This is a genomic window from Neiella litorisoli (assembly GCF_014773395.1).
Classification (GTDB): Bacteria; Pseudomonadota; Gammaproteobacteria; order Enterobacterales; family Neiellaceae; genus Neiella; species Neiella litorisoli.
The window spans coordinates 81,262-101,505 of the sequence record NZ_JACXAF010000013.1 but is presented as its reverse complement, the minus strand read 5'-3'; the positions used below and the strand labels follow the sequence as shown (position 1 = coordinate 101,505).

The 20,244-nt window shown below is 52.4% G+C and carries 18 protein-coding genes; 1 reads left to right on the top strand and 17 read right to left on the bottom strand.

Translation table 11 applies throughout. The annotated features are described in order from the left end of the window. Positions 1 to 30: 30 nt before the first annotated feature. From lpxC to mraZ, 16 genes are all read right to left on the bottom strand, one after another. Complete coding sequence (lpxC, locus tag IC617_RS11050) at positions 31 to 939, bottom strand: UDP-3-O-acyl-N-acetylglucosamine deacetylase (RefSeq protein WP_191145047.1); 909 nt, start codon at positions 937 to 939, stop codon at positions 31 to 33. A 111-nt stretch (positions 940 to 1,050) separates the two neighbouring features. Further along, positions 1,051 to 2,202: a cell division protein FtsZ gene (ftsZ, locus tag IC617_RS11045; protein ID WP_191145046.1), complete on the bottom strand. Its 1,152-nt coding sequence runs from the start codon at positions 2,200 to 2,202 to the stop codon at positions 1,051 to 1,053. A gap of 37 nt (positions 2,203 to 2,239) precedes the next feature. After that, positions 2,240 to 3,475: a cell division protein FtsA gene (gene ftsA / locus IC617_RS11040; RefSeq protein ID WP_191145045.1), complete on the bottom strand. Its 1,236-nt coding sequence runs from the start codon at positions 3,473 to 3,475 to the stop codon at positions 2,240 to 2,242. Next, a complete protein-coding gene (locus tag IC617_RS11035; RefSeq protein ID WP_191145044.1) occupies positions 3,462 to 4,238 on the bottom strand; it encodes a cell division protein FtsQ/DivIB in 777 nt (258 codons plus the stop codon). The genes ftsA and IC617_RS11035 overlap by 14 nt, the downstream gene beginning before the upstream one ends. A gap of 13 nt (positions 4,239 to 4,251) precedes the next feature. Then, entirely contained in the window at positions 4,252 to 5,187 is a 936-nt protein-coding gene (locus IC617_RS11030) for a D-alanine--D-alanine ligase (protein ID WP_191145043.1), read from the bottom strand. Then, complete coding sequence (gene murC, locus IC617_RS11025; RefSeq protein WP_191145103.1) at positions 5,177 to 6,622, bottom strand: UDP-N-acetylmuramate--L-alanine ligase; 1,446 nt, start codon at positions 6,620 to 6,622, stop codon at positions 5,177 to 5,179. The genes IC617_RS11030 and murC overlap by 11 nt, the downstream gene beginning before the upstream one ends. A 20-nt stretch (positions 6,623 to 6,642) precedes the next feature. Further along, entirely contained in the window at positions 6,643 to 7,722 is a 1,080-nt protein-coding gene (murG, locus tag IC617_RS11020) for an undecaprenyldiphospho-muramoylpentapeptide beta-N-acetylglucosaminyltransferase (protein WP_191145042.1), read from the bottom strand. Continuing rightward, positions 7,719 to 8,933, bottom strand: a complete 1,215-nt coding sequence (ftsW, locus tag IC617_RS11015; protein ID WP_191145102.1) for a cell division protein FtsW — start codon at positions 8,931 to 8,933, stop codon at positions 7,719 to 7,721. The genes murG and ftsW overlap by 4 nt, the downstream gene beginning before the upstream one ends. Next, entirely contained in the window at positions 8,933 to 10,261 is a 1,329-nt protein-coding gene (gene murD, locus IC617_RS11010; RefSeq protein ID WP_224745943.1) for a UDP-N-acetylmuramoyl-L-alanine--D-glutamate ligase, read from the bottom strand. Before murD ends, ftsW begins: the two co-directional genes overlap by 1 nt. Before the next feature lie 13 nt (positions 10,262 to 10,274). Next, positions 10,275 to 11,357, bottom strand: a complete 1,083-nt coding sequence (gene mraY, locus IC617_RS11005; RefSeq protein WP_191145041.1) for a phospho-N-acetylmuramoyl-pentapeptide-transferase — start codon at positions 11,355 to 11,357, stop codon at positions 10,275 to 10,277. Then, a complete protein-coding gene (locus IC617_RS11000) occupies positions 11,351 to 12,751 on the bottom strand; it encodes a UDP-N-acetylmuramoyl-tripeptide--D-alanyl-D-alanine ligase (RefSeq protein WP_191145040.1) in 1,401 nt (466 codons plus the stop codon). The genes mraY and IC617_RS11000 overlap by 7 nt, the downstream gene beginning before the upstream one ends. Further along, positions 12,748 to 14,241, bottom strand: coding sequence for a UDP-N-acetylmuramoyl-L-alanyl-D-glutamate--2,6-diaminopimelate ligase (murE, locus tag IC617_RS10995; RefSeq protein WP_191145039.1), 1,494 nt, complete (start codon positions 14,239 to 14,241; stop codon positions 12,748 to 12,750). The genes IC617_RS11000 and murE overlap by 4 nt, the downstream gene beginning before the upstream one ends. Then, positions 14,238 to 15,965, bottom strand: a complete 1,728-nt coding sequence (locus IC617_RS10990) for a penicillin-binding transpeptidase domain-containing protein (protein WP_191145038.1) — start codon at positions 15,963 to 15,965, stop codon at positions 14,238 to 14,240. The genes murE and IC617_RS10990 overlap by 4 nt, the downstream gene beginning before the upstream one ends. After that, positions 15,962 to 16,270: a cell division protein FtsL gene (gene ftsL / locus IC617_RS10985; RefSeq protein ID WP_191145037.1), complete on the bottom strand. Its 309-nt coding sequence runs from the start codon at positions 16,268 to 16,270 to the stop codon at positions 15,962 to 15,964. Before ftsL ends, IC617_RS10990 begins: the two co-directional genes overlap by 4 nt. Next, entirely contained in the window at positions 16,267 to 17,211 is a 945-nt protein-coding gene (gene rsmH / locus IC617_RS10980; RefSeq protein WP_191145036.1) for a 16S rRNA (cytosine(1402)-N(4))-methyltransferase RsmH, read from the bottom strand. The genes ftsL and rsmH overlap by 4 nt, the downstream gene beginning before the upstream one ends. Then, complete coding sequence (gene mraZ / locus IC617_RS10975; protein ID WP_087505484.1) at positions 17,212 to 17,670, bottom strand: division/cell wall cluster transcriptional repressor MraZ; 459 nt, start codon at positions 17,668 to 17,670, stop codon at positions 17,212 to 17,214. Positions 17,671 to 18,096: 426 nt separating this feature from the next. Between mraZ and IC617_RS10970 the strand changes: the two genes are divergently transcribed. Then, on the top strand, positions 18,097 to 19,245 hold the full coding sequence (locus IC617_RS10970; RefSeq protein WP_191145035.1) for an HIT family protein: 1,149 nt from the start codon (positions 18,097 to 18,099) through the stop codon (positions 19,243 to 19,245). A 63-nt stretch (positions 19,246 to 19,308) separates the two neighbouring features. Here the strand turns inward: IC617_RS10970 and IC617_RS10965 are convergent, their stop codons facing one another. Then, complete coding sequence (locus IC617_RS10965; RefSeq protein ID WP_191145034.1) at positions 19,309 to 20,103, bottom strand: OmpA family protein; 795 nt, start codon at positions 20,101 to 20,103, stop codon at positions 19,309 to 19,311. Positions 20,104 to 20,244: the final 141 nt, after the last annotated feature.

The window sequence follows — 20,244 nt, the reverse complement described above, 5'->3', positions numbered from 1 at the left end:
TGGTTTTGTGGTGTTATTTGCAAATTGTCTCTATGCCAAACTCGGCACCTGATAGCTGATGGGAGCTTCCTGGTCGTCAAAGCTGACGATCTCCCACGCTTCTGGCTGCGCTAACATGGCTCGAGCCAGCATATTGTTCAAGGCATGGCCTGATTTGTATGCTTTCACTTCGCCGACAATGCCAAAGCCTGCCATGTACAAATCACCAATTGCATCAAGGATTTTGTGCTTTACAAACTCATCGTTGTAACGCAAACCATCGGTATTCAGAATCTTAAATTCGTCCAACACAATGGCGTTATCCAAGCTGCCACCAAGAGCCAAATTATTCGCTTGCAGGTACTCAATATCGCGCATGAAGCCAAAAGTACGCGCGCGAGAAATTTCCTGAACGAAGCTACAAGCCGACAGGTCCAGCACTTTGCGCTGGGTGTCTGCTTCAATCGCCGGGTGATTAAAATCGATTGCGAAATCGATGCGGAAACCGTTATAGGGTGAGAGTTCGGCCCACTTATCACCATCTTCGACGCGAATCGGCTGCTTGATCCGAATGAAGCGTTTGGCGGCTTGCTGCTCTTCAACACCTGCTTGCTGCAACAGATAAACGAACGGCAATGCACTGCCATCCATGATTGGGATTTCTTCAGCATCAACTTCAACGAAGACGTTGTCGATTCCCATGCCCGCTAAGGCGGCCATCAAGTGCTCCACCGTCGATAGGCGAACACCATCATCTGTTACCAGCGCAGTACAAAGAGTCGTTTCTCGGACTAGCTCAGCACTAGCTGGAATATCAACTACCGGATCAAGATCGGTACGGCGAAATACAATACCTGTATTCACCGGCGCAGGACGCAAAACCAGTTGCACTTTGTTACCAGAATGCAGACCAATCCCTGTCGCTTCAATCGCTTGTTTAAGCGTGCGCTGTCTCATCATATAGCTTGCCAATTATCCAAATTTATCCGAAAAATGTGCGTTGGGTCGCGCATTGTACCAGAGAGAACTCAGGAACACAAAAAGCGACCAAAAAACAACCAATAGCACAGTTTAGTCTGCTTGCTTCCGAAGGAAAGCAGGAATGTCCAAAATGTCGTTGTCACTTTCTGGCAACTCGACTTGAACCGGCTGCTGACCACCAACGGCGACTTTGCCTGGCGATTGCGGTGCTGTCACCGGTGCTCGCATGGTGGGTACCTCAGGACGCTCCAGCGACGACTCAACCAAGGTAATGTCCGGCTTACGCTCAGCACCAATGCCCGTGGCAACAACCGTTACGCGCAACTCATCTGTCATTTCTGGGTCAATCACGGCACCAACAACAACCGTTGCATTGTCAGAAGCAAAGGCTTTAATCGAGTTACCCACGGTATCGAATTCTTCGATGGTGATATCCAGACCCGCGGTGATATTCACCAAAATGCCGCGAGCACCCGCCAAATCAACATCTTCGAGCAGTGGTGACGCAATCGCCAACTCAGCCGCTTCTTGCGCACGGTCGGCACCGGAAGCAACGCCAGTACCCATCATCGCGGTGCCCATTTCAGACATCACTGTTTTAACGTCAGCAAAGTCAACGTTGATCAAGCCTGGGCGAGTGATTAATTCAGCAATGCCCTGAACCGCACCATAAAGCACATTATTGGCTGCTTTGAATGCATCCAGTAGCGACGTGCCTGGGCCCAACACCTTCATCAGCTTTTCGTTTGGAATAGTGATGAGTGAGTCGACGTGTTTCGCCAACTCATCAATCCCTTGGCCGGCGAAATTCATCCGCTTATTGCCTTCGAACGGGAATGGTTTAGTCACCACAGCAACGGTCAAAATACCCAGTTCACGAGCTATTTCGGCAACCACTGGCGCAGCGCCAGTACCGGTACCACCGCCCATGCCACCGGCGATGAAGATCATATCAGCACCTTCCAGTGCTTGTTGAATCGCTTCACGATCTTCCATTGCCGATTGGCGACCCACTTCCGGGTTGGCGCCAGCACCTAACCCTTTGGTGATATTGGCACCCAGTTGGATCTTGTTGCCAGCACTTGATTTACGCAGTGCTTGCGCATCGGTATTTGCTGCTAAGAATTCAACACCTTCGATGCTGTTTTGCACCATGTGTTCGATGGCGTTTCCGCCGCCGCCGCCAACACCGATTACTTTAATGACAGCCTCGTCAGTATGGCTTTCCATAATTTCAAACATGACAGATTCTCCGTCGAATTATCAGTCTCACCCTATATTAAAACTCACCTTTGAACCACCCCAGAATGGTGGACCAAAGGGAAGCAACCTTTTCTGTGCCAGTGCGCTCGCGCGTATTCCCCAGTACATCGTCCATGCCGTAGTGCAGCAGGCCTACTGCGTTGGCATAACTTGGGTCACTGACATAGTCGTACAAGCCCTTAACTTCTTGCGGCTGTCCCAGCCGTACTGGCATCTGGAAAATATCTTCGGCCAGCTCAATGGCCCCCTCAATTTTCGCCGTTCCGCCAGTGAGAACCACGCCGGCAGCAATTTGATCTGCCAAACCTGATCCCTTCAGTTCTTCGTTAATCAATTCAAACAATTCGTGGTAACGCGGCTCAACCACTTCCGCCAAGGTATGGCGTGACATGGTTCTTGCCTGCCGGCCGCCAACGCTTGCCACTTCAATGGTGTCTTGCATGTTGACTAACTGACGCTGTGCGCAGGCGTATTGCACTTTAATCTCTTCCGCATGATTCAATGGCGTGCGGAAAATCTTGGCAATGTCACTGGTGACCTGATTACCTGCCACAGGGATCACCGCGGTATGGCGAATTGCGCCATTGGCGTATACCACCATATCAATGGTGCCGCCGCCCATATCAACAACACAAACACCCAGCTCTTTCTCGTCTTCGGTCAGAGCCGCATCGCTAGCCGCCAAAGCCGAGAAAATCAGCGATTCTACCCGCAAACCACATCGCTCAACCACTTTTTCCATATTGCGGGCCATATCATTGGCGCAAGTGATCAAATGGACCTTGGCTTCCATCCGCATGCCATTCATGCCAATCGGACTTTTGATGTCCTCCTGACAGTCGATGGAAAACTCTTGCGGCAGCACATGCAACAATCGACGCTCATCCGAAATCGGGATCGATTTGGCGGTGTGAATGACGTTATCGACGTCTTCTTGCGTCACTTCTTCGCCGTTAATCGACACCATGCCATTTTCGTTCTGGCACTTAATGTGACGACCACTAATCCCTAAATAGACTGACGCAATTTGGCAATCCGCCATTAACTCCGCTTCTTGTACCGCTCGTTGGACGCAGCGCACAATGGAGTCCAGATCATTAACGCCGCCTTTGTCCATACCTCTAGAGGCATGGTTACCAACGCCAACAATGCTGAGTTCGCCGTTCGCTAAAATCTCACCCACTAAGGCACAGACTTTGGACGTACCAATGTCTAATCCAACGATGAGTTTGCGCTCGTTACTCTTTGCCATCTTGCTCTGCTAACCCTTCTTCAGTTTGATCCGGCCACTTCACTGCTGCGCCGGTGTCATACCGCAAATCAACATATTGCGGCGTACTTCGTTGCTCGTTGATCAGCTCTGGATACAACGCCAGAAACCTCTCAAATCGTGCCAATGTCTGTTCTCGGCCGAGTCGTAACTCGATTCCATTTGCCAACCATAATGTCCACGCTTGCCGTGACGTGACTTTCATCCGGATCACTTGCAAACCGGCCTTGTCAGTTGCTGCCCGAGTAGCGGCCAGCATCGACATGGTGTCGCCAACCAACTCATCGGCAGCTTCAATCAGCGGTAACTGCGCCACCACCGATGTATCAGGGACAGCAAACAATTCCCCCTGATCACTGACCAAACGGCTATCGCTCCACCGCATCACCGGTTCAAACTCGGTGACATGAACACTCAGCTGATCAGGCCATTCCTTTCGTACCGCAGCCTTATTAACCCAAGGCAACGCCACCACTTGCTGTTGCACCCAATCGACATCCAACTGGGTCAAACTTGGCAGCGGCCCCTGAGCCAACAATTGCTCGGTAACCATCTCATCGCTAACAAAGCGACGATCGCCATGAAGCCGTAAATGTTGCACCGGCAATGCCGCTCGGTCACTCCAGACATGAGCGGCGCCGTAGGCCAAATACAAGCCGCCGACTAGTGTGACCAAAAAAAATGCCACACCAAACCAAAACTCCCACTCAGGAAGACGCTGAGCTTGCGACGCTCCAACAGTCATCCTGATGCTCCGCTTAGACCTTGGCTTGAGCCAAAATCCGCACAACCAATTCGGAGAAACTTAACCCTTTTGCTTTGGCGGCCATTGGCACCAAACTCTTTTCGGTCATGCCCGGCACCGTGTTCACTTCCAGCAAATGCCATTGGCCATGATCATCACGCATGGCATCAACTCGGCCCCATCCTTCGGCGCCAACCGCATCAAATGCTTCTTTGGCGTAAACCTGCAGCGCTTTTTCATCCGCTTCTGGCAAGCCACATGGACAAAAATATTCGGTACTCTGGGACTGATATTTGGCGTCGTAATCATAAAACTCGTGAGGCGTTCGCATTTGCACCACTGGCAGCGCCTCATCGCCTAGAATCGCCACCGTGAACTCGTCCCCTTCAATCCAGCGTTCAACCAACACTTGCGGATCGTAATTGAGAGCGTCTGCGACAGCAGCCGTCAGTTGCGCGGCAGTGGTTGCTTTAGCCATGCCGATACTGGAACCTTCACATGCCGGTTTGACGATCACCGCTCCAGACAGCGCAGCGAGTATATCCGCCGCTTCGGCGTCATCGAGCGGCTCGGCAATAATGCGATAACCTGCGGTCGGCAAGCCCATACTTTGCCAAATTTGCTTGGTGCGAATTTTATCCATGGCTAGGGCTGAGCCCAGTACTCGACTACCGGTATATGGAATACCAAGCCATTCCAACGCGCCTTGCATCACGCCGTCTTCGCCACCTCGGCCGTGCAAAGCAATAAATACTCTGTCAAAGCCTTGCGTTTTCAATTCAGCCAGCGGCGTCTCTGCGGGGTCAAAACAGTGGGCATCAACGCCTTCACTGACTAACGCCTGATGCACAGCGGTTCCGGATTTCAGCGAGACAGGTCGCTCCGCTGAGCGCCCGCCCAGTAACACCGCTACTTTGCCAAACTCGGCCACATTGACATCATGCGCCATGTTCACTTCCTCCGGCGCTCGCCTTCATGGTTTCGATATTCAGTTGATAATCGGCTAATCGTTTTGCCAGTGCGCCAACACTGCCAGCACCTTGAGTCAGCACCAGATCGCCATCGACCAGCACATCAGCCAGCACCGACGGCAGTTCCTCTGGACCGCTGACATACACTGGGTCGATCTTGCCGCGTTGACGAATGGTGCGGCACAACGAGCGGCTGTCCGCTCCTGCAATACTCTCTTCGCCGGCGGCATACACTTCTAATAGCAACAAGGTGTCGGCTTGTGACAGCACATCGACAAAGTCTTCATATAAGTCTCTGGTTCGGGTGTAGCGATGAGGCTGATACACCAACACCAAGCGTTTGTCGGGCCAAGCCTGACGCACCGCATTTAATGTGGCGGCAACTTCGGTCGGGTGGTGACCATAATCATCAACCAACAACGCCTTGCCTGCGCCGGTGTCAAATTCGCCGTATTGCTGCAAGCGGCGGCCAATGCCTTCGAACTTTTGCAAGGCGGCTAACAAATGCTGATCGGCAACACCTTCATCGGTAGCGACCGCAATCGCCGCTAACGCGTTCAGCGCGTTGTGCTGACCGGCCATATTCAGTTGCACCGTCAACGGTTGCTGATTCGGCCGGTGAACCACAAATTCACTGCTGGCACCTGACTGTCGATAATCAGTGGCACGAACATCGGCATCTTCAGCAAAGCCATAGGTAATCACCTGACGACCACCTTCCTCGGCTAACTCACGAACCACAGGGCAATCAATGCACATCACCACCAACCCGTAGAATGGCAGGTTATGGATAAATTCGCGGAACGTTGCTTTGAGCTGTTCAAAGTCGCCGCCATAGGTATCCATATGATCCGCTTCGATATTAGTGATCACCGAAATCATCGGCTGCAAGTGCAAGAATGAGGCATCGCTCTCATCGGCTTCAGCCACTAAGTAACGGCTTTTTCCTAAGCGAGCATTGGTGCCAGCGCTATTGAGCAAACCACCAATCACAAACGTTGGATCCAATCCGGCTTCGGCCAGAATACTGGCGGTCAAACTGGTTGTGGTGGTTTTGCCATGGGTGCCAGCAATGGCAATGCCGTGGCGGAATCGCATCAGCTCGGCCAGCATTTCGGCCCGGCGTACCACAGGAATACGATTTGCTTGCGCCTCGGCAATCTCGGGGTTACTCGGATCAATCGCAGTCGAAACCACCACCACGCTCGCCCCTTCAATGTTCGACGCCGCATGGCCGATAAAAACAGTCACACCCAGTCCGCGCAAACGCGACACCATGGCATTGTCGGCGATGTCACTACCCGTGACTTGGTAGCCTTCACCTGCTAATACTTCAGCAATACCGCCCATGCCGGCACCACCGATGCCAACAAAGTGGATTCGCTCAACCCGGCGCATTTCCGGAATTCGCATTGCGGTATTTGGCTCTAAATTCACAGTGTTCCTCTTACTACTTGTTGGCATAACGATGCCATGCGCTCTGCTGCGTCGTTGATTGCAACGCTACGAGCCGCATTGGCCATATCCAGCAACCGTTCAGGCTGCTTGGCCAGTTGTTCAATATGTTGGGCTAACGCAGCCGGCGACAATTCGCTCTGCGGCATCAATATCCCCGCACCGGCTTGCACTAAAACTTGGGCATTCTTGGTTTGATGATCGTCAACCGCATGGGGCAAAGGCACCAGAATCGATGCTCGGCCGACGGCCGCTAATTCCGACACGGTCAGCGCGCCAGCGCGACATACTACCAAATCACACCACTGATACGCTTCATCAATGTTGTGAATAAAATCATCGGCGTGGTGCGGTTCAATCCCAAAATGCTGATAGCTCGCCTTAGTCGCTTCACCGTTGCCCTTGCCTGCTTGGTGCCACACCTCGATTTTGCATGTATCAACCAGCAAGGCTAACGCTTCTGGCACCCTGTCGTTAAGAACCTTGGCACCAAGACTGCCGCCCACCACCAGCAATCGCAGCGGCCGTTGCTCGACAAGCATCGGTAAGGGTAGCGCCATTAAACTGGCTCGAACCGGATTGCCGACCACGTCGCCCTTGTCGAACGCGCCGGCAAACGCCATGAGTACCTGATCGGCAAATTTTGCAACATAACGGTTGGTTAATCCCGCTACCGCGTTTTGTTCATGCAACACCACAGGAATACCGGCGAGCTTCGCTGCCAATGCGCCAGGGCCACTGGCATAACCGCCCATGCCAATGACGACTTGTGGCTGAAATTTTTTCAATACAGCTCGCGCTTGCCACACTGCTTTTAGCAACTTGAATGGCGCCGCCAGCTTGCGCAACAAACCATTGCCGCGCACACCCTTGATATCAATGAAATGGATCGGATAACCGTAGCGAGGCACCAAATCCGCTTCCATTCGCTCAGCAGTGCCAAGCCATTCAATCTGCCAGCCTTGCCCTGCTAATTGCTCCGCCACCGCCAAACCGGGGAATACATGTCCGCCAGTACCGCCAGCCATAATCAACGCGCGTTGGGTTAACGTGGTCATTTTCTACGCCCCCCAACAGCCTGAATATTGGCCATTCGCATTTCATGATCGATGCGGATCAACACGGCGATGGCAATACTCAAGATCACCATCGAGCTGCCGCCGTAACTCACCAGTGGCAGCGTCAACCCTTTGGTAGGCAGCAGGCCAGCGCTAGCACCAATGTTCACCACACCTTGGAAACACAACCAGATGCCGATACCGCTGGCTAAAAAGCCTTCAAAGTAACGTTCGTTATCCAGCGCTTGACGGCCAATCAACAGACCGCGAAAAACAATCACGGCCAACAGCAAAACAACCCCAACGACACCAACAAAGCCCAATTCCTCGGCTAAGATGGCAATCACAAAGTCGGTATGGGCTTCTGGCAAATATGACAATTTCTGAATGCTGTTGCCCAAGCCTTCGCCGGTCCAGCTGCCGCGACCAAACGCCATCAAGGATTGGGTCAGCTGATAGCCACTGCCGAATGGATCGGCCCATGGATCCCAGAAACTGGTCACTCGCCGCAGTCGGTAAGGTGAAAATAAAATCAGTAGCACCACTGCGCCGACGCCGGTCATCACCAGCGCAGCGAACTGCCATAATTTAGCGCCAGCTAGAAACAACATGCCCATGGTCGTTACCAACATCACCACCACAGTACCGAGATCGGGCTGCATAATGAGTAGGCATGCAAGGAAGAAAAACACCACCAAGGGCTTCAAAAAGCCTTTGACGTTTTCTCTGACTTCATCGTGGCGGCGCACCAGGTAACCGGCCAAATAGGAGAAAAAGAACAACTTAGCCAGCTCTGCCACTTGAATGTTAATGGGCCCAAGTGCGAGCCAACGGGTACTGCCGTTGACCTTTTTACCGATGATCAACACCGCGATCAGCAACACAAACGCAATCAGCAGCAATAACGAATTACCCTGCTGCCAGCGATACATGGGCACATGCAAAATCGCTCCGGCAACGGCCAGTGCAATACACAAAAATACCGCGTGACGAATGGCAAAATGATACGGATTACCAAAGCTTTTTTGCGCTTCAGGAATCGACGCTGACATCACCATCACCAAGCCGGTCGCCATCAGCGCAAGGGCACAAGTGATCAAGGTGCCATCGTACAAGCTGGGCGCTGTCGGGCGATTATCGGTGCGCCGATTCAGCAATTGCGCCCAGGCGGGCCATGCCCAATTACTGCGCCACTGAGTTAGAGCCGCCATCATTGCGACACCTCCTTGGCCAGTTGGGCAAATTGTTCACCGCGAACCATGTAATTGGGAAACTGATCGAGACTGGCGCACGCCGGTGACAACAACACCAAATCGCCATAACAGCTAATGTCGCTAGCCAGTCGTACCGCTTCTTCTAAATCATTGACCAGGCGAGCCTGATGACGCTTATTGGCCAGTTTCACCGCGTCCTTGCCAAAGCAAATCAGCTCATCAACCTGCTGATTGAGGACGCCGCACAAACTGCAAAAATCTGAGCCCTTGCCATCGCCACCGGCCAGCAAAATCAATTTGCCTTGGTAGCTGCCAGCCAACCCTTGGAGGGCAGCCAATGTGGCGCCTTCGTTGGTGGCTTTCGAGTCATTCACCCACACCACGCCGTTTTGGTCATACACGGTTTCACAACGATGAGGCAAACCACCGAACGATTTGAGGACAGTTAGACAGGGCGCCAAATCATCAACAAAATCGACCACACAGGCTAACGCTGCTAGGGCATTAGCTTGGTTGTGGGAGCCGAGCATCGCCATATCATCGACGCTCATCAATGGCTGCGAGCCCAAACACAGCTGGCGGTCTCGCAATGTCCACTGCTCAGGATCGGTACTGACATCAAGACCAAAACTAGTCTGGCGCTGCGGCTGACTAGCCGGTTTGGTTTGGCCGTCCTGACGATTCCAGATCGCCAGTTTGGCATTGTCATAGATGCGGTTTTTAGTGGCGGCGTAATGGTCGAAACTATCGTAGCGATCGAGATGATCGGCAGTCACATTCAGGCAGCAAGCAACATCGGCATTGAGTGAATGGGTAGTTTCCAGTTGGAAGCTGGATAATTCCATCACCACCACTTGCGCATCGCTGCCGATTTCATCCAATACCGGCACGCCGATATTGCCAATCGCTGCGGCCTTCACGCCAGCGGCATTGAGCATCTGCGCCACTAACGTAGTGACCGTGGACTTGCCATTGGAGCCGGTAATGGCGATTCGAGGGCGATTATCAGCGCGGCAGAACAATTCAACGTCACCGATAATTTCTGTTCCTGACTGCGCGGCTTTAGCAATCGCCGGAGTCGATACAGCAATGCCGGGACTGACCACCAGCACATCGCATTGACTTAGCAGCTCACTATCGAAATCCCCTAGATGGGCTGGCAGTGAGGCGTCGAACTCAGCCATCAATTGGCTGGCGCCAGCGGGCAATTGCGCACGACTATCAAACAGCACAGGCTGCTGGCCTTGGGCCAACAGCCAGCGAAGTACCGAGCAACCTGTTTGCCCCATACCTACAATGCCGATTGTGTCAGTCGTTAAGTTCAATGCGTATCCCCTGTTAGCGCACTTTCAAAGTGGCTAAACCAATCAGTACCAGAATCAAGCTGATAATCCAGAAACGGACAATCACCCGCGGTTCGGGCCAACCCTTGAGTTCATAGTGGTGATGAATCGGCGCCATGCGGAAGATGCGCTGACCACGTAGTTTGTAGGAGCCGACCTGCAGGATCACCGATACGGTTTCCATCACAAACACCCCGCCCATAATGAACAACACCAATTCCTGTCGGACCAGAATGGCCAATGTGCCGAGCGCTGCGCCCAGTGACAGTGAACCAACATCGCCCATAAATACTTGTGCCGGATAGGTGTTGAACCATAAAAAGCCAAGCCCAGCGCCAACGATAGCGGCGCAGACAATCACCAATTCGGAGGTTTCTGGAATATAAGGAATGTGCAGATAGCTTGAGAAATTGACGTTACCGGTGACATAGGCAAAGAAACCGAATGCGGCAGCAACCATCACCGTTGGCAAAATCGCTAGGCCATCCAGGCCATCGGTTAGATTCACGGCGTTACTGGTACCAACAATGACGAAATAGCTCAGCAACAAATACATGGCGCCGAGCTGCGGCATCACATCTTTGAAAAACGGCACCACCAGCAGAGTTTCGGCTTCAAGGTGAGCCGTTTGATAAAGGAAGAATGCGGTGCCGATTGCCACCACTGACTGCCAAAAGTACTTCCACTTGGCAATCAAACCTTTCGGATCTTTTCGGATTACTTTGCGGTAATCATCGACCCAGCCAATGGCGCCAAAGGCGGTAATGACAAAGATCATCACCCAAACATAGCGGTTGCTAAGATCGGCCCACAATAATGTTGCCAGCAAAATCGCCGCCAAAATAAGGACGCCGCCCATGGTCGGCGTGCCGGCCTTGCTAAAGTGAGATTCCGGCCCATCGTCGCGAACAGTTTGGCCAATTTGCATCGTTTGTAAAAAACGAATGACCTTAGGGCCGAGCAGCAAAGCCACCATCAAGCCGGTCAGGATACTGACAATTACTCGCAACGTCAGATAAGAAAAGACGTTGAAACCTGAATAAAACTGCGTCAGCCAGTCCGCTAGCCAAACTAACATGATATTTCCTCTTTACTGCGCAACCATTGCTGCAGTCGCTCGATAACTCGCTCCATCGCAGCACCACGTGAGCCCTTGACCAGAATTCGCACCGGTTGCGATTGCTGGCCAAGCCACTCGGTTAGTGCTGCCATCAAGGCATCAATTTCATAAAAGTGTTCGCCGTGCCCCGCTTGGCTGGTAAAGCCGTGCTGTGCCACTTCGCTCAATGAACCCAAGGTGAATAGCGCGTTGACGTTGTTTTCCTTGGCGTAAGCACCGGCATCGTGGTGATGCTGACGGGCCCAGCCGCCAAGCTCGCCCATGTCGCCCATGACCAGTGCGGTTTGCTCGTCTCGGCAATTGGTTAACACATCGATTGCCGCTTTCACTGAGGCTAAATTGGCGTTGTAGGTGTCGTCGATAACGGTCAAGCCATCGGCCAATGTTTGGCTATCGAGCCGGCCTTTGACAAACACCCCGGCTTCCAAAGCGGTAGCAATTTCAACAATACCAATGCCCATGGCATAGGCTGCGGCGCTGGCAGCCAAGGCATTGTCGATGTTATGCAAACCGGCCATTGGTAAACACATATCGATGGATTCATGGCCAATGGACAGCACAAACTGGCTGCTGTCTTGTTCAAGCTCGATATGGCTGGCGCGCACTTGCGCTTCGGCGGCGCCTTGTCGTGACCAAGTCACAACTTGTTTATCACTGAGTTTGCCAAGCCATTGCTCGGCGTATTGGTTGTGATAATCGAAAATCGCTACGCCCTGAGTGGGTAACCCAAGAAAGATCTCAGATTTGGCATTGGCAATGCCCTGCTCCGATCCAAAGCCTTCCAAATGAGCACTGCCGATATTCGTGATCAGTGCCACCTTGGGTTTCACTAGGTTAGTGGTGTAGGCAATTTCACCTTGATGATTAGCACCCAGTTCAATGACACCATGGGTATATTGATGGGTTAATCGCAGCAGGGTGAGCGGCACGCCAATTTCATTATTGAAATTGCCGGCAGTTGCTAGCACTTTGTGGTGCTTGCCGATAATGGCCGCGGTCATTTCTTTCACCGTGGTTTTGCCTGCACTACCGGTAATTGCCACACATTTGGTTTGGCAACGCTCCGCCACTAATGCGGCAATCGCACCCAGTGCCAGTTTGGTGTCTTTAACAATCAGGTGCGGGAGTTCAGATGTAATGGCTTGGCTGACCACCAACGCACAAGCGCCCGCTTGCTCAGCTTGAGGCAAGAAATCGTGGCCGTCGAACCGATCGCCGACCAGCGCGACAAACAAAGCCTTGTGATCAATTTGACGGGTATCGGTACTAACCGCTTCAATGCTGACCTGACCATCGCCGACCAAGGTGGCATCGAGCGCCAACGCCAATTCTTGCAGAGTCAAAGGGATCACAATGTCACCTCCAGTAGACTCTGAACCACAGCGCGGTCGCTAAAATTCAAACGTTGATCGGCAATCAACTGGTAGTCTTCGTGGCCTTTGCCGGCAATGACGATAAGGTCGTCGAGGTTCGCCTCTCGCAAAGCGGTTTGAATCGCCTGATGGCGGTCTTCAATGGTCATCACGGCTGCTGGGTCCTGAAAGCCATTGATGATGTCAGCACTGATATCTTGCTGAGCTTCGCTACGCGGATTGTCAGCGGTGACAATCACTTGATCGGCATATTGTTCAGCGGCTTTGGCCATCAAAGGGCGCTTACCTTTATCACGGTCACCACCGCAGCCAAACACCACCCACAACTTTCCTTGGCAATGATAACGCGCCGCTTGCAGGGCAACCGCTAGCGCGTCTGGAGTGTGGGCATAATCAACAATACAAACCGGATGGTCCGCTTGCTGGAAACTTTCCATGCGGCCAGCCACCGGTTTTAATGCGCTCAACGCTTGGGCTAGTTGCGGCAACGGCAAACCTGCCGCCAACAGTGGACCGAGTGCGGCGAGAACATTGCTTAAATTAAACCGGCCAAGCAGCGGCACATGAGCTTTGGCCTCGCCCCAGCTTGAGACCAGTTCGATATCGAAGCCAGTGGCCGTTGGCGTTAGTTGCTCAATGCCAAGCCAGTTCGAATACTGGCGCAAAGCGGCAACATCTTCGATGCCATAGGCAATAGCATCGGCACTCAGATCGGCCAGTAATTCACGGCCAAATTGATCATCGGCATTGATCGTTGCGCTGACCAAGGTTGGCCAACGGAACAGTGCCGATTTAGCCTCACCGTAGGCTTCCATACTGCCGTGATAATCAAGGTGATCGCGGCTTAAATTGGTGAATACGGCGTACTGGAAAGCAACACCGCCGACGCGGTTTTGCACTAGCCCATGAGAGGACACTTCCATGCACACCCAGTTTTCCTTGGCTTTATCGCCAGCTTGCTGCAATTGCGCCAGCAGACGGTGAACGGTTAACGCATCCGGCGTAGTATTTGGCAGCTCATGCAAGGCTTTAGGGTCGCCATAACCCAGCGTGCCGATCACACCGGCGCTGCGGTTCATCGCTTGCAGCAGCTGCACCATGTAGTGGGTCACCGAGGTTTTACCATTGGTACCGGTGACGCCAACGGCGACAGGAGCGCCAGCACTATTCTGGTAAAAACGCGCGGCCAACTCGCCGAGTTGCTCTGGTAATTGAGTCAGCTCCACCACTGGCACTTGCCATTGGCTGCTGACATGCACTCTGTCACCATCAACCAATACTGCACAGGCGCCCTGACAAATCGCCGCCTTGATAAAATCGGTGCCATTACGCTGATGACCGCGCAAAGCAACAAAGACATCACCGTGACTAATTTGACGGCTGTCTAAAACCAAATGACGCGCCGTTACATCAGCAACGCGCGCGCTTATTCCCCAGGGCTTGACGATGTCGCGTAAGCGTTTGCTCATGGCCATACCCTCGCATAATCAGATGTGTCCGCATCGGGCGGAATATTGAGGTAATGCAGCGCTCCGGCCATCACCGCAGAGAATACCGGTGCGGCAACATCACCGCCGTAATACTTATCGCCGGCGGGTTCGTTAATGACCACCGCAATGGCTAACTTGGGCTGAGACAAAGGCGCTACCCCAGCAAAATCAGCGACATATTCTTCGCCATAACCACCGGCGATGGCTTTACGCGCAGTGCCCGTTTTACCTGCTACCCGATAGCCAGGTACCCGAGCCTTGGTGCCAGTGCCGCCCTCTTCGGTTACTGATTCGAGCATTTCCAGCACGTTAGCGACGTGCTGCTCTTCAATCACCCGATCCCCTTGCGGCAACTCATTGAGTTTCAAAATCGATAATGGATATTTAATCCCGCCGGCACCCAGCACGGCATAAGCGCGCGCCAACTGAATCGGGGTGATGGTCATACCATAGCCAAACGACAAAGTGGCCAATTCAAAATCCGACCATTTACGGCGAATCGACAAATGGCCCATGGATTCGCCAGGCAACATGGCATCGGATAAACCACCAAAACCTAATTGGAAGAAGGTTTCGATCAGCTGATCTGGGCTCGATTGCAGGGCCATTTTGGTGACCCCAACGTTACTCGATTTTTGCAATACCGCCCGCACCGACATGTCGCCGTAGTTTTTGCTGTCACGCACTTCACGGCCACCAATGCGCATCCACCCCGGTGAGGTGCTAATCACCGAATCGGCATCAATCACACCATTGGCTAAGGCACCCAAAACCACCATGGGTTTCACCGTCGAGCCAGGCTCAAAGGCATCGGTCACCGCGCGATTGCGCATCCGAAACGGGTCGCGGTCAGCACGGTTATTAGGATTAAACGATGGCGTATTGGCCAACGCTAAGATTTCACCGGTTTCAACATCAATCACCACCACCGAGCCGGACGTTGCGCCGTGATACTCAGTGGCGATTTTAAGTTCGCGATAAGCAAGGGCTTGAATACGTTGATCAATGGCCAGCTCGATATCACCCGGTTTTTCGCGCGCTTCAATAATGCCCAACTCTTCCACGGTGCGGCCGGAACGATCTTTGCGAATTCGGCGCTTTTCTGGACTACCAATCAACCAGTCATTAAAGGTCGACTCAATGCCCTCAATACCATTGGCATCAATGTTGGTGACACCCACAATGTGAGCACTGACTTCACCCGCAGGGTAGAAACGACGGGATTCTGTTTTAAGAAACACACCGGGCAACTTGAGTTTGCGGACATATTCAGACAGCGCTGGGGTCACTTGCCGCTTGATGTACATAAAACGGCGATTGGGTGACGATTCGATTTTAGTGATCAGCTCATCGGCTTTGATACCGAGGGCATCAGCAAGGGCAGTCCAATGCTGACGCTTTTGAATACCGCCACGGTCGGCAATCACTTTCGGATCAACCCACACCGCTTTGACCGGCACGCTGACAGCCAACTCTTCACCATGACGGTCGGTAATCGTGCCGCGCTGAACATCGCCAGTTTTAGTTCGCAGCGATCGCATATCGCCTTCACGCTTGAGGCGGTCAGGTTCGAGCACCTGAATATACGCAGCCCGAGCCACCAGCATGGTAAACATCAAACCAATCGCGATCACCACGGTATAGAACCGCCATGGGATCACCGTGGGTCTTAGCTTACGCTTGGCGTGGGTGGAACGACTCATCGAACCTCCACCAGCGTTTGGTCAGTCCGCGATGGCCTAACCATACCCAGTTGTTTGGTGGCTTTGCGGCTAATGCGGCTATGTTCAGCCAAGGCGCCTTCTTCAAGGCGCAGGTGACGCCACTCAACATCAAGGTGATCGCGCTGCTGCTTCAGCTCATCTAACTGTGCGGTGAGCTGACGATTGTCATAGGCCAACTGAACCACGGCAAAAGCACTGATCAATACCGCAATACCGAGGGTCCAACGCAACTTGTAGCGCAGGATGTCTCGCAGCATGACTTTCACGAGCAGGGGGTGACTCATTGCTTCACCCCCTGCTTTTCTGCGATCCTCAGCACCGAGCTGCGCGCACGGCTATTGATTTCAATTTCTCGGGCTGAGGGTTTAATCGCTTTGCCAATCGCCTTGAGTGGCAGTGACTGTTTCAGTTGTTCTTCGGTTAACGGCAAACCGCGCGGCGGTGGTGTGCCCTTACTGTGATGCCGAATAAATTGCTTTACAATCCGATCTTCAAGCGAATGGAAGCTGATCACCGACAAGCGCCCTGTATTGGCTAACGCGTCCAGCGCCCCATCTAAGGCTTGGCGGATCTCCTCTAATTCGGAGTTAATGTAAATCCGAATCGCTTGAAAACTGCGAGTAGCAGGATGTTTGTTCTTTTCTCGCTTGGGACTGACCTTAGCAATCAAATCAGCCAGCTGATGGGTAGTCGTGAGCGGCGCATCGTCGCGATGGGCAACAATCGCTTTGGCGATCCGCCAAGCAAAGCGCTCTTCGCCGAATTCTTTGAGTACCCAGCTAATCTCATCCGCTTCGGCCTCAGCCAACCACTCGGCGGCATTGCGACCGGAAGTGGGATCCATCCGCATGTCGAGTGGCCCATCTCGCAAGAAGCTAAAGCCACGATCGGCTTGATCCAATTGCGGCGACGACACCCCTAAATCAAATAAGATGCCATCAACTTTGCCGATTAACTCACGCTGTTCCAGATAGGTGTGGATGTGGGAGAAGGGACCATGCTGGATGCTGAATCGTGGATCGTTAATCTGCTGTGCGGTGGCAATAGCTTGCGGATCGCGGTCAATCGCAATTAACCGACCATCAGGACCGAGACGGGACAATATCTCTCTGCTGTGGCCGCCGCGACCAAAAGTCGCGTCCACATAGATCCCATCCGTTTTGATCGCCAACGCATCCACTGCTTCATGCAGTAGTACGGTGACATGCTCCTGACTCGCTGCCATTTAAATACTTATGTTTAGAAGGTTATCGCTTAATGGTTCATCATCGGCAAGCTGTGCTGCCAAGTCCTTGTCCACCTGGGCTTGCCAGTTGTCATCGGACCAAATTTCAAATTTGTTGGTTTGGCCAACCAGCGTGATTTGCTTTTCCAACGAGGCAAATTGACGCAGTTTGGCGGGGATCAGAAAGCGACCATTTTTATCCATGTCACAATCGCTGGCATGGCCGATCAGCAGTCGTTGCAAACGACGTTCGGCTTCTTTCATGCTGGAGAGACGGCGCAATTGTGCTTCAATGGCTTCCCATTCGGGTAGGGGATATAACAGTAGGCAGGGCGAGGCCACGTCAATGGTACATACCAGACGGCCTCCACATTGATTCATCAGCATGTCGCGATAGCGCGAGGGTACAGCGAGCCGTCCCTTACTATCCAAGCTGATTGCACTTGCCCCACGAAACATGATCCACCTTTGTGTCGTAACATTCGACACACTAATTCAACAATGATCCACTTTGATCCACTTTTTCCCACGAAAGCTAGTTTAGGGATTGCAAACAAGGTCTGTCAAGGGAGGTGATAAGGCTTTTATGGCAATAAAAAAGCGGCTTTCAGCTAACCAATTGGTATTGAAAAAGAAGTGGGAAATGATGGCATAAATGTGACAATTAAAGGGCTGGCGAAGGTTTGAACAAGATCCATTTTTTGACAAAAATGATCCAAGGGTGGATCAAAGTGGGAAACAGGGGCAGATCACAAATTTGTTGATTAATTGCACAGTGGTCATGCCACACCATCGCCTCAATCGGTTTTTCTAGTCTTGCGCCAGTGGACGACCCGTTCGACTCCTATACTGATAACAAGCCAGTTAATTCACAGAGCAAGCGAGATGAAACAATTCGTATCGATGGCCAAATTAAAACAGCATCTGGTCGATCCGCAACCCCTGCGTATGGAGCTATCGCAGTTAATCGAGCAATTGATTGATAACTCCAACAGCAGCCAAAACATACCAGAATCCCATTATCAGATTGACCCGAGAGACGGCACCATTAGCGTGTTCAGCGCCGCTCGCGCGAAGCGAATCCATACCACCGCAGCAGAACCAGCCGCCCAATCGGACGATCAATCAGACTGCCCCATATGTCAGGGTCAGCTAACCACAGTCTGCCACATTCAACCGCTATCCGAAGGTGCCAGTTTTATTACCGATAACCTTTATCCTGTGGTTACGCCCCATGGTTTAAACCCAGAAGCTCACACCGAATTTGGCACCCAATCTTTTATCCGCGGCGGCCATATTTTTGGCGGCCACTTTCTCCAATGGACCAGTTCAGATCACCATGCTGACTGGCACAATATGGCGATCGACGATCTGGTACTGACCGTTGATCAACTGGCCAAGTTCAGCCTCAAAGTGCTCACCGAAGCTGATGCCATGCCCAAAACGGCCGGTTGCCAGCAAGGCAGCCGTGGCTATTTTTCTATCTTTAAAAATTATGGCGCTAAGGCCGGCGCTTCGCTCACCCACGGCCATCAGCAATTGGTGTTTTCAAACATCATGAGCCGAAGCAGCTTTAACAACTGGCGGTTTTATGGTCGCCATATGGAAACTTTTGCCGACTACATGCTGCGAGAAAACCCGACCTCGCTCGAGTTGCTGGATTTGGGCGAAGTGGTATTGCTGATCCCCTACTTCATGCACCGTCCTTACACCATGATGGCGTTTGTCAAAGATACCGCGTGCAGCCATTTGCATCATTTAACGCCGTTGCAAACGCGACAGCTGACAGAGGCAATGCAGCTGGCGATCAAGTCCATTCGAGCCGAGCTAGCCGCCGACGGCAAACCCATTGCGTTTAACGTGACGCTGCACACTGGACCGGGCTGCGGCTTGTACGTTGAAATTCTGCCGCGCGCAGACACCATGGGCGGGCTTGAATTACAAGGCTGCTGGGTCTGTCAGGCATTGCCAACCGATTGCCACCAGCGTTTGCAAGAACGAATTGGGTTGCTGCGAACAAAACCCGAGAGTTAGTACTGTTGGCCGCAACAAAAACGCCTGCAAAAAGCAGGCGTTTTTTATCTCAGTCAATCATGACTATTTTTTAGGGAAGACTTCCACTCGGCGGTTCTTCGCACGGTTGGCTTCAGAGTCGTTGGCAACCACTGGATCTTCCATACCATAGCCTTGCACATCCAACTTGGATTCAGCTACACCCTCTGATACCAGAACGGCACGAGCATTACCGGCACGGCGCTGTGACAAGCGGACGTTGTACTCTTTAGAGCCGATTGAGTCGGTGTAACCGGCGACTTCCAGCATCGGCACGTTGGTTGCGTTTGCGGCACGAGCGACACAAGACAAGATCTTCTGACCTTCACCAGAAATCTCAGCCGAATCAAAGGCAAACAATACTGGTTTCGCTTTCACCATTTTGTCGTCAGTAACGAATAGGTAAGGTTTACATTCATCAGGAATATTCGATGCAATGATCAGCGGACAGCCTTTTTCATTCACTTCAATACCTGCTGGGGTGTTCGGGCACTCGTCCAAGTGATCCGGCACACCATCGCCATCAGTGTCTAGTGGGCAGCCATCGCGATCCACTTTAACGCCTTCAGGGGTACCTGGGCATTTGTCGAATTCATCTGGCACTCCGTCGCGATCTTCATCTTCAGGATCGCAAAGAATGGCGCCAGCAATCGCACCAGCAACCGCACCAGCCGGCGCTGCTGCACTTGTTAGGCCTGCACCGGTTGCCGCACCGCCAAGGGCGCCACCAGCAATCGTACAAAATCCAATGTTTTCTCCAGGGTTATCACGGTTAGTGGCACAACCGCTTAGCATCACTGCCGCGAAGGCGATTAGTGATATCAATCTTTTCGCGTTCATCCAAAAAGTCCTCGTAAGTGTGTATTACTTATTATGCTCCTAGCACAGAAGCTCTAGCCTAAAAAATGACGACCAGTTTTTAGTTGTCAGGTCATTCCATACAAAAGTAGGTGACAAATGTTTGTCACGCCAATTTTTGCT

What these genes read in the sequence shown, in the direction of transcription:
- IC617_RS11030 (WP_191145043.1), bottom strand. Translation starts at nt 5,187, where the DNA reads ATGGCGCATGATGTCAATGTGGCCGAGTTTGGCAAAGTAGCGGTGTTA.
- murE (WP_191145039.1), bottom strand. Translation starts at nt 14,241, where the DNA reads ATGAGCAAACGCTTACGCGACATCGTCAAGCCCTGGGGAATAAGCGCG.
- IC617_RS10970 (WP_191145035.1), top strand. Translation starts at nt 18,097, where the DNA reads ATGAAACAATTCGTATCGATGGCCAAATTAAAACAGCATCTGGTCGAT.
- rsmH (WP_191145036.1), bottom strand. Translation starts at nt 17,211, where the DNA reads ATGGCAGCGAGTCAGGAGCATGTCACCGTACTACTGCATGAAGCAGTG.
- ftsZ (WP_191145046.1), bottom strand. Translation starts at nt 2,202, where the DNA reads ATGTTTGAAATTATGGAAAGCCATACTGACGAGGCTGTCATTAAAGTA.
- mraZ (WP_087505484.1), bottom strand. Translation starts at nt 17,670, where the DNA reads ATGTTTCGTGGGGCAAGTGCAATCAGCTTGGATAGTAAGGGACGGCTC.
- ftsW (WP_191145102.1), bottom strand. Translation starts at nt 8,933, where the DNA reads ATGGCGGCTCTAACTCAGTGGCGCAGTAATTGGGCATGGCCCGCCTGG.
- murC (WP_191145103.1), bottom strand. Translation starts at nt 6,622, where the DNA reads ATGCGAATTCCGGAAATGCGCCGGGTTGAGCGAATCCACTTTGTTGGC.
- ftsL (WP_191145037.1), bottom strand. Translation starts at nt 16,270, where the DNA reads ATGAGTCACCCCCTGCTCGTGAAAGTCATGCTGCGAGACATCCTGCGC.
- lpxC (WP_191145047.1), bottom strand. Translation starts at nt 939, where the DNA reads ATGATGAGACAGCGCACGCTTAAACAAGCGATTGAAGCGACAGGGATT.
- murG (WP_191145042.1), bottom strand. Translation starts at nt 7,722, where the DNA reads ATGACCACGTTAACCCAACGCGCGTTGATTATGGCTGGCGGTACTGGC.
- mraY (WP_191145041.1), bottom strand. Translation starts at nt 11,357, where the DNA reads ATGTTAGTTTGGCTAGCGGACTGGCTGACGCAGTTTTATTCAGGTTTC.
- ftsA (WP_191145045.1), bottom strand. Translation starts at nt 3,475, where the DNA reads ATGGCAAAGAGTAACGAGCGCAAACTCATCGTTGGATTAGACATTGGT.
- IC617_RS10965 (WP_191145034.1), bottom strand. Translation starts at nt 20,103, where the DNA reads ATGAACGCGAAAAGATTGATATCACTAATCGCCTTCGCGGCAGTGATG.
- IC617_RS10990 (WP_191145038.1), bottom strand. Translation starts at nt 15,965, where the DNA reads ATGAGTCGTTCCACCCACGCCAAGCGTAAGCTAAGACCCACGGTGATC.
- IC617_RS11035 (WP_191145044.1), bottom strand. Translation starts at nt 4,238, where the DNA reads ATGACTGTTGGAGCGTCGCAAGCTCAGCGTCTTCCTGAGTGGGAGTTT.